At 64.4% G+C, this 8335-nt stretch carries 11 protein-coding genes; 1 reads left to right on the plus strand and 10 read right to left on the minus strand.

Annotated elements, in window-relative coordinates; translation table 11 throughout:
- Positions 1-3: 3 nt before the first annotated feature.
- Both E8A74_RS11630 and E8A74_RS11635 read right to left on the minus strand, forming a co-directional pair.
- Positions 4-327, minus strand: a complete 324-nt coding sequence (locus E8A74_RS11630) for a hypothetical protein (RefSeq protein WP_136929021.1) — start codon at positions 325-327, stop codon at positions 4-6.
- Positions 328-374: 47 nt separating this feature from the next.
- On the minus strand, positions 375-932 hold the full coding sequence (locus E8A74_RS11635; RefSeq protein WP_136929022.1) for a hypothetical protein: 558 nt from the start codon (positions 930-932) through the stop codon (positions 375-377).
- Between the two features lie 444 nt (positions 933-1376).
- Between E8A74_RS11635 and E8A74_RS11640 the strand changes: the two genes are divergently transcribed.
- Positions 1377-1895 carry a class I SAM-dependent methyltransferase gene (locus E8A74_RS11640; RefSeq protein WP_136929023.1) on the plus strand — a complete coding sequence of 173 codons (519 nt, stop codon included), beginning with the start codon at positions 1377-1379 and terminating at the stop codon, positions 1893-1895.
- 87 nt (positions 1896-1982) lie between these two features.
- Here the strand turns inward: E8A74_RS11640 and E8A74_RS11645 are convergent, their stop codons facing one another.
- The 8 genes from E8A74_RS11645 to E8A74_RS11680 all read right to left on the minus strand — a co-directional run bounded on the left by E8A74_RS11645 (position 1983) and on the right by E8A74_RS11680 (position 8211).
- Positions 1983-2666, minus strand: a complete 684-nt coding sequence (locus E8A74_RS11645; protein ID WP_136929024.1) for a glycoside hydrolase domain-containing protein — start codon at positions 2664-2666, stop codon at positions 1983-1985.
- Between the two features lie 31 nt (positions 2667-2697).
- On the minus strand, positions 2698-3183 hold the full coding sequence (locus E8A74_RS11650) for a hypothetical protein (RefSeq protein WP_136929025.1): 486 nt from the start codon (positions 3181-3183) through the stop codon (positions 2698-2700).
- Positions 3184-3234: 51 nt separating this feature from the next.
- The gene (locus E8A74_RS11655) at positions 3235-3879 is read right to left on the minus strand and encodes a glycoside hydrolase domain-containing protein (protein ID WP_136929026.1); all 645 of its coding nucleotides are present in this window, start codon (positions 3877-3879) and stop codon (positions 3235-3237) included.
- Positions 3880-3933: 54 nt separating this feature from the next.
- Positions 3934-4563 (minus strand): hypothetical protein, encoded by a 630-nt coding sequence (locus E8A74_RS11660; protein WP_136929027.1) that lies wholly within the window; start codon positions 4561-4563, stop codon positions 3934-3936.
- Between the two features lie 33 nt (positions 4564-4596).
- Complete coding sequence (locus tag E8A74_RS11665; protein ID WP_136929028.1) at positions 4597-5274, minus strand: hypothetical protein; 678 nt, start codon at positions 5272-5274, stop codon at positions 4597-4599.
- 40 nt (positions 5275-5314) lie between these two features.
- Positions 5315-5515 carry a hypothetical protein gene (locus tag E8A74_RS11670; protein WP_136929029.1) on the minus strand — a complete coding sequence of 67 codons (201 nt, stop codon included), beginning with the start codon at positions 5513-5515 and terminating at the stop codon, positions 5315-5317.
- Between the two features lie 93 nt (positions 5516-5608).
- Positions 5609-6277, minus strand: a complete 669-nt coding sequence (locus tag E8A74_RS11675) for a DUF2589 domain-containing protein (protein ID WP_136929030.1) — start codon at positions 6275-6277, stop codon at positions 5609-5611.
- 1010 nt (positions 6278-7287) lie between these two features.
- The gene (locus E8A74_RS11680) at positions 7288-8211 is read right to left on the minus strand and encodes an adenylate/guanylate cyclase domain-containing protein (protein ID WP_136929031.1); all 924 of its coding nucleotides are present in this window, start codon (positions 8209-8211) and stop codon (positions 7288-7290) included.
- Positions 8212-8335: the final 124 nt, after the last annotated feature.

Below are 8335 nucleotides of genomic sequence, written 5' to 3' on the forward strand. Positions count from 1 at the left end.
CTTTTATTGAAGACCCAATTGGGTCTTCAATGAAAAGACGGCCGCATTTCTAGCCTTCGCGATAGAGGGGTACGACAGAAGATCGACCCCGAGGCTGTCATCCACGACCCAACAACGGTAGTCAGCACCGTCCCATTTCCTGCCGCGACCACCGCTTTTGCTGCCGAGAACTCGGAATCTGAAGCTTTCGAGCCGGTACAGACGGCAGCGGTAGCGACGAGCGTTCCCGGCCCCGTGCGCCAACACCTCCAGCCTGAACAGCAACTCTTCCCCGTCGGCAGCAGGCACCGCCAGCTCAAGAGCTTCGACGACCTTGGAGGACTGCATCACTTGCTCCGTCATCTTTTGGAACAACGGCACTGACAGTGCCGCGGTTAACAGCCAGCTGGGGTCGATTGCGTAGCACTGCGCTTCGCTTCCACACACGCGGCAGGCTCGTTAGGTCCGCCTGCGGTTCCTATCGCTCGGTCAGGACAAGAGACACTCGGGTTGATCTGCTGCACGTTGCAAGATGCGGTGCATGACCACTTCCCCTTGACTGTCTCCGCAATATCCTTGCTGAGCTCCAGAGAAACGGCAATCACGATCGTGACCCCTCCCGCTTCGATGATGAGATCGGCGAGGGCGACCATCACGCCCACAACCAAGAGGTTCCCGACCAGCGCGCGCCCCGGCATCGTCTGCACGTTCGTCTGGGCAAGCGGCTCGGCCAGCCGCAGCTTCAGGAGCTCCTTCGGCACCGTCATGGCGCGCAGCGCGATGCGCGTACATGCCGCGAGATCCGCATGGGGCACCCCCTTCGACTCCACATCGACGATGTGGCCCTCTTGGTCGGCGTTCACCGTGTAGTCGAACGTGTAGTACCCCGCGCGAAGCTCGCCGCCGAACGCATCCACGCACTCCCGCAGACGCTCCGCGGTGGCGTCCGGCACGCGCGGACCCTCGCTCATCGCCGGGGTTACGATTCTGCTCCCGCAGCCGAGCGGCATGAGCACCGTCGCCGCGCAACCTAGGAGCCCGAAGGAGAGGAGGGCTCGCGTACGCGGAAAATACATTCCAGGAATGCGACCAGAAGACTCCGGATCGGTCAACGCAACGTGCACCCGCCCCCACGATGCGTCCACCCGGAGGGACAGCCCGCGAGCCGGCCGCGGCCACGCTCGATCCCTGCGAGATCGCCCCTCGTCCCTGGGTCTCCGTCCCGAGCGCCTCGACCGTGACAGCGCAGGAACACACGCCGCGCAGGTCGCGCCGTTCCTGCTCAACATGCGCAGCCCCAGCGGAACGCGCGCCGGAAAACCTCGCGCCAGAACCATGGCACGTGGGGTGCAAGGGATTCGTACGTTCACGGAACGATTTCCTGCTCTCGCTGCGCCATGAACCACCCCGCCCTGCAAACGATCCGCGTCTCCGAGGGGCCCCGATGGGAGCTCGAAGCGTTTCATCGATCGCCGAGCTACCGGATGGATCTCGTCGCGCTGTTCACGATGCTCGACGAGCTGCCGTTCCGCTCGATGCTCGATATCGGAAGCGGGGCAGGGCTCGTGGTGCGTGAGGCGCGGGGGCGCCACCCGGGGCGGCGCATCGACGGGGTCGAGCGATCCGATTTCGGCGCAGGCGCGGCCGCGCGGCGCTTGCGGCGGCGCTACGACGTGATGACGGCGGTCCACGCGCTGAACCACGTGCCGCACCTGGATCGGGCCGCGGCGAAGATGGCCGAGCGCCTGACGGCGGGCGGGCATGTGGTGATCGTGAATCCGAACCCGGCGTTCACGTGGATCGGCGTCGAATACCTCGACCCCCGGACCCTCGATTCCGTGATGGAGCCGCACGGGCTCCGGCGCCTGCGGCGGCTCGAATATGGCAACGAGCTGCTCGTGTACCGCAAGAACTGAGCGCCACGCCTCGGACGCGGCGGTGACCTCGAAGAGCTGGTGTTCGCCGGTCTTTCCTTCGACGGAGACACACCCGCGGGGCACCCGTCACGCCGACGTCGAGGCAGACCCCAAAAACGGCGTTGTTCCGCCCAGGAAATCCTGCTGGACCACGTCCACGTCCACAGGGATGTTCGCGATCGTGCGTCCCGCCGGATAGAGCTGATACATCTGGTAGCCACGCGCCGGCATCGAATACGGCAGGAATTGCGCGGCCTGCCAGTAGGCGCAGTCGTTCGGGAGATTCGAGATGGCCGTTCCCGAGAGCACGCTCTGTTTTCCGGTATAGATCCCGGCGGCGAACCCTCCGGCGGTGACAGCGGCTGCCCACGCGTTCACGTAGTCGAGCAGCGGGCCGGCCGACGCCCCGGCCATGCTCCCCTCGAGGTCGAACCAGAGGGTGAAGCCTGTGTTCTGCGGGAAGCCGAACGCCTGCGCCTGTTCCACGAGGTAATTCGCGTCGGCCGTCCCCTGCGCCGCGTCGATCGTCCTCTGGAGGAAGTTGAGCTGGAAGAGGCTCACGGCGAGCCCCGCGCCGAACAAGCCCGCGAGCTCGCTCGCCGTGAGCTGACCTGCCTGCGACGACGCGACATTGGGCACCCCGATGCCACGCAACGCGAAGCGATAACCAAGCCCGTAGAGCTGCTTCGCGGAGCCGCTCGGGATCGGCGCGCCGGTCTTGTCGACGCCGACCGTGCCTGGTGAAAAATGGATGATTCGTCCTGAGCCCATGAGAATCTCCTGAAAAGGGCAGGCTTTTCGATCACAATTTCATGCCGATCTTTCTCCAACCCTTCGTCTTGTATCCTTCCGCCGCTTTCTCGGTCATGTCTGCTATGTTCAGCAGGTAGCCCCCCACCTGCGTCGTATCCTTTCCTGTCTTGTGCTTGAGCTCCAGAAATTTCAGCGCCCCGCATCCCAGCTTCTTCATCAAATGCATTCCCCCTCCGGCGATGCTCCCCGAGCTTACGAACAAGTATTCGTACCCCCAGTTGGCCGCAGCCTGGCCGGCGGCATAACACAGCATGTACCCCAATCCTTGGCCCGTCGGTTCTGTCCTCATGTAGCCGACTTGCGCTATGTAGCCGCTTGGTAGGAACAGAACCTCGTCGACGTCGAGCGTCGTTGCCATCTCGAGCGTCGATTTTAGGTTTCCAGGCATGTACCTACCAACGACTTCTCCGTAGTGGTTTCCGACGTCTCCTTCTATAGAGAAGCCTCTATCGTCGTTTTTGAACTCCCATTTCATGATACGGCTCCCTCGTGTTCTGTGTGGGTCGGGTTGGGCGACTGCGCATGATCAGCCCTGCCAGAACGTGGGCCAGCCGCCTCCGAAATCCTGCTGGACGACGTCCATGTCCACGTTGATGCCCGCCACCATCGTATTGGCAGGGTTGAGCTGGTACATCTGGTACCCATCGGGGACGGCGGGGACCAGCGACGCCGCCTGCCAGAAAGCCTTGAACGGCAGAGCGCCGACCTGCGACGCCGACAGGAGCGATTGCGGACCATTGTAGAGCCCGGGGACGTATCCCAGGTTCGTCACGGCCACCGTCCAGTTCGTCAGGTACTGGATCAGCGTCTCCGCGGGCACGTCGAAGGTCCCTTCGAGATCACACCAGAGCGCCATGCCCTGGCCGATGGGAAAGCCGAAGGACTGCGCCTGATCCGCGATGAACTCGCCGTCGGTGAGCCCCTGAGCGGCCGTGACGCCGGTGTTCCGGTACGTCTGATAAAGCCCGAGCGCGAGCCCCGCGCCGAGGATCGTCTGGGCCTCGCTCTCCGTGAGGACTCCATTGGTGGAGCCGCCGGGGAGGCCGACGTTACGAATGGCGAAGCGGTACCCGAGCGAAAAGAGCTCCGCCGCTTGCGGGGCGATCGTCGCGCTGCGATCGATGCCGACGCTGCCCACCGGAAGACGAACGACGGTTCCTGCGCTGCCCATGACACGCACCTCTCGTTGATGTGGAAGGAAGGATTCGATGACGTTCGTCGGAGCTCACTTGCCCCGCTTTTGCTGCTGCTGCTGCTGCTGCTGCTGCACCTGCTTCGCTTGCTCTCTCTTCTCTTCTTTCGCCTCTTGCTTCGTCAGCGGTAGGCGGACCAAATTTCCGACGACTTCCAGCTCCACGGTATCCTCTTTGTCACGCCCTTTCACGTCGCCGACTTGATTTCTCACCTTCTGGGACATCTCCTTGTCCATGTGCCCGTCAACGAGCCCCAGCACGACTTGGGGATTGCCACGTTCGAAGAGGATGTTCCACGTGCCATAACCACCGACGCGGAGGTGTCCCGTGTTGTCACTGAAGGAGCGGCCTTCTTGTCCATTGGCGATTTGTCGTAGAGCGTTCGCGATGTCCTTGTCCTCCCCAAGGAGTTCTGCCACCGCTTCCCTGCAAACCGTGACCCGAACCACCTCTTCGTCCTCTTCGTCCTTCTTCAATTCGATTCCCAACAGCCCCGCAGCCTCGACGATGTTGGCCTCCGTCGGGTCAATCTTCGCCTTTTTGAGGGCCGCGCCGATGATTTGCATCCTTTCATCATACGACGTGAATTGATTGATGATCGCCTCAGCATTCAACCATTGCATACCCGCGACGATGTTCTTTTCTTTATACGTGAGCGGCATGGTCATCCCTCCTGCGTCGGGAACCGACGATCTTCAACCAGGGATCTGGGCTCGAAGCGCGCGCTCGTACCCCTCGACGAGCAGCCGCAGCCCCTGGGACAGCGGCGTCTCGCTCACGACGATCTCGATGCTCGCGGACGTCGGGGTCCCCTTCGGCGTCGCGCCGCCGTCGGGCGCTGCGCTCGCCGGCGGGGGCCCGCCGCTCGCTTCGCCGCTGCTCGGAAAGCTCACCGCGAGTTCGTCGCCCGCAGCGCTCAGATGGAGGTCCGTCTTGAATCGTACCTCCGAGACGCGCGCGAACGAGACGGGCGCCAAGGCGATGAGCGGAACGTAGACCGTATGGATCCCGGGCCCCTCCTTCGTCACATGCGGGAACTGCACCGCCATCATCTTCGGTCGCAGCATCCCCGAGGAGCCGCGCCGCTTGGCCATTGCCGCCGCCGCCGTCTCGAGCGCCTCCGCAGCCTGCCGAACGGCCGCGCGCGCGCTGTCGGACTCTGCCGCGCCCGAGGTCGCGCCGGAGGCCGCGTCGGACGCCGCGCGGGAGGCCGAGAGGGCCCGCTGCGTGGCCTCCGTGATCTTCGACGCCTCGTCGTCCTCGGCGGGCTCGAAGAACTGCTGCAACGTGTCCAGGTTCTTCGCAACGAGCGCGTCGGACGCCGCCATCGCGCTGCGCTGAACCGCGGAAACGAGTTGTTCCAGGTTGATCATTGGCTACGAAGCTCCGTGGTATGCCGCGATCGTGTACGCCTCATCGAGCGCCCCCGCCCTCGATCCGCCTGCGGAGGGCGTTGAATTCGTCGACGGCATGCGAGACGGTTGGAATGCTCGCGGCTCCGAGCGCGACCGTGGCGTCGCACCCGGTACACGAAAATCGCTTGCCGGCGAGGAGCAGATTGGCATCGATGACGATCGGAGTACCGCAGTTCGGGCAGGGAATCTGGCTTGTCATGAGGTCCTCGCTCGTGTGCCTGGGAGATACGCCGCGCAGCCCGGCGCGGGCTCGCTCGCCCGCGCCGGGCTGCGCGCCGGTGGATCCTTACGCCTAGTTTCCCTGCTTGCCCGCAGTGGGCATGGTGATGGGCGTGATCGCGTTGGTGAATGCCTGGATGATCGTGTTGACCCCCTGCGGCAGCGGGAGCTGACCGGCATGGACCTTCACGGTGTACTGCGCCGAATTGCTCTTCTCGTAGTGGGTGTCGCGCGACGAAGAGGTCTTCTTGTCGTAGGACACGTTCCCCTGGACCGTCGCCGAGAAGACGCCGAAGCCGAACTTCGTGGAGAAGCTCGACGCCGCGGCGAGCGATTCCTGCGTCGAGTTGTTCGTGGCCTCCGAGTAGCTCGACTTGACCTCCATGTTGAAGGATACGTCGACATCATCCACGGCGAGCGAGTTGAGCGGGATGATCGTCAACAGCGGGAGCTCGAACGTCGTCGTGACGGGCAGGATCTTCGGGTCGCTCTTGCCCGGCTCTCCCGCGACGAGCGCCGAGCGCGTCAGCTCCATGGTGATGATGACAGGCTTGTAGGTCTGCTTGTCGCCCTCCCCGGAGACGGAAAACGCCGTATCGAGCAAGAACTTGGTCTGCGTCGCGGCCATCATGCTGTTGGCCTGGGCGGCTGCCAGCAACGGCGCACCGATGAGATCACCCATCGGGAGCCCGGTGAACTGCTGCGCCATGGATACGAGAGGGGGGGTATCGTCGTTAGGCATCGGTCTTCTCCGTTCTCATATGGCAGTGAATTTGCCGGTTAAGATCGTCTCCGAGGGACCACGCAAACGCACCCCGAGCGCCGCCGCTCGACGATACGCGCGTCGAATCGACGGGCGCAGCTCCGGCTGCCATTCCCCCGCGCGGATAGGAGTGATGTCCCCCGGCCACGCACCCCATGACGGACCGCACCAATCTTCGGATTGGGCGCAGGGCGGCGTGTTACCATCGCCAGAATGTCTGCTCCGATCGAAGAAGGCAAGCCCAAATTCCGCGGTGCTCCGGCCAATCGCTGATCATTTGAGATCCAATGATCCGTGTGCACGTTCATCGTTCCAGCGGTCTTGAGGCTTTTTTCGACGCGACCGCCATCCCGCGCTCTGGCCGCCCGCGGCCCCCCAAAAAATTCGCCGATGGCGCAGCACGGCCTGAATTCCGTCGCTCGGGTTTGTAATGGCAGGATGGTGCGGTGCGTCAGTCGCCGCCATCGAACTGTCACCACACGAGCGAGCCGGAAAACATCGCTGTCGAGGTTCGCCAAGGCCGACCTCGAAGGCCAGCGTAGGTCCCGACGCACGCTCGAACGCCGGATCACCGGGCCGCCACGCATGGTGCGGTTTTTCCCCCACCGCACGGAGGGGCTCGTCCGCGCGGCAGCCCGCGGCCGAAGGACGCCCTGGCAGCGTTCGGGCGTGGTCCTGCCACGAGCCGAGGCGCCAGCGCGCCGTTGAGCCCGGAGAGCGCGAACGCCTGTCTCAATCGCCGCGTTCCGTTTACGCCGTATTACACCCCATCCGGTGGAGTGACGTCTCCATCTCCTCATGATGGTTACGTAACGGCAGTGCCGGGCCGGCCGTGACGCGCTCCTCCGCGCAAAGCGTCAGGGCGTCGCCGTCGTTGGGAGAGCGCACAGCGAGCGCCTCGAAGAACGCGCGTTCCATGCCCGCCATCCCCGGCGCGAGGCAGACTCGAATACGGAAGCGAGCTGCTCGTGTACCGAAAAAACGGAGCGTCACGCCTCGGACGCGGCGGTGACCTCGAAGAGCTGGTGCTCGCCGGTCTTTCCTTTGACCGAGACACGCGCGGTTTTCCCGATCGTCACGCGCCCGGTGACCTCGCGATAGACGGCCTCCGAAACAAGCAGGCGGGCGCCGACGTCCTTCGTCGCGGATTCGATGCGGCTCGCGAAATTGACGGCGTCGCCGATCGCAGTGATCGCTTTCCGGTCGAACGAGCCGATCGGACCGACGACAGCCTCGCCGTAATGGATCCCGATCCCGATGTCGAAGACGTGCCCGTACGTCGCGCGGAGGTACGGCGTCATTTTCGACTGCATCGCCGAAAGCATGCCGAGCGCGGCGCGCACCGCGCGCATCGGGGCGTCGGGCTTTCCGTCGACCCCGAAGAGCGCCATGAAGCCGTCGCCCATGTAATTGTTGATGAACCCGCCCGCGCTCGCGACGGCGCTGCCCATCGCTTCGAAATGGCGGTTCAGGACGTGGATCACGTCGTAAGGCAGGAGCGCCTCCGTGAACGGGGTAAAGCCGCGGATGTCGGAGAACAGGATGGCGACGCGGATCTCCTCGCCGACCGGGGTGAGGTCGACCTTCGACGCGCGCATGCGGCCGACGAGGGCGACGTCGTCGTCGTCGAGCACGAGCCTGCGCACGCGCACCGGCCCGCGCACCGTGGCCTGGCAAGCGATGCGGACCTCGCGCGGCAGGCCGAGGCGCTCGGCGAGCGCGCGCTCGACTTCGTTCGGCGGCTCGACGTTGTCGAGGCCCTCGACGACGATCACCCGGCAGGTCGAGCAACGCGCGTGGCCGCCGCAGACGTGGGTGTGCGGAATGCCCGCGGAGAGCGCGGCATTCAAGAGGGTTTGCCTCTCCTCGACGTCGATGCTGATCTGGTCGGGCGCGTAGAAGATGCTCGGCATTGGTAAATCCTACCTTGTTCTGCGCGACCATCCGCGCATGGTTCTGGCAAGACTCCCGTTCAAACCGTGCGTGCGGATTTCCCGCACACGGCTTACCGGTGGTCTCTCGGGCAGCGGCATCATG

The sequence above is a fragment of the Polyangium fumosum genome (assembly GCF_005144585.1).
Taxonomy (GTDB): domain Bacteria; phylum Myxococcota_A; class Polyangia; order Polyangiales; family Polyangiaceae; genus Polyangium; species Polyangium fumosum.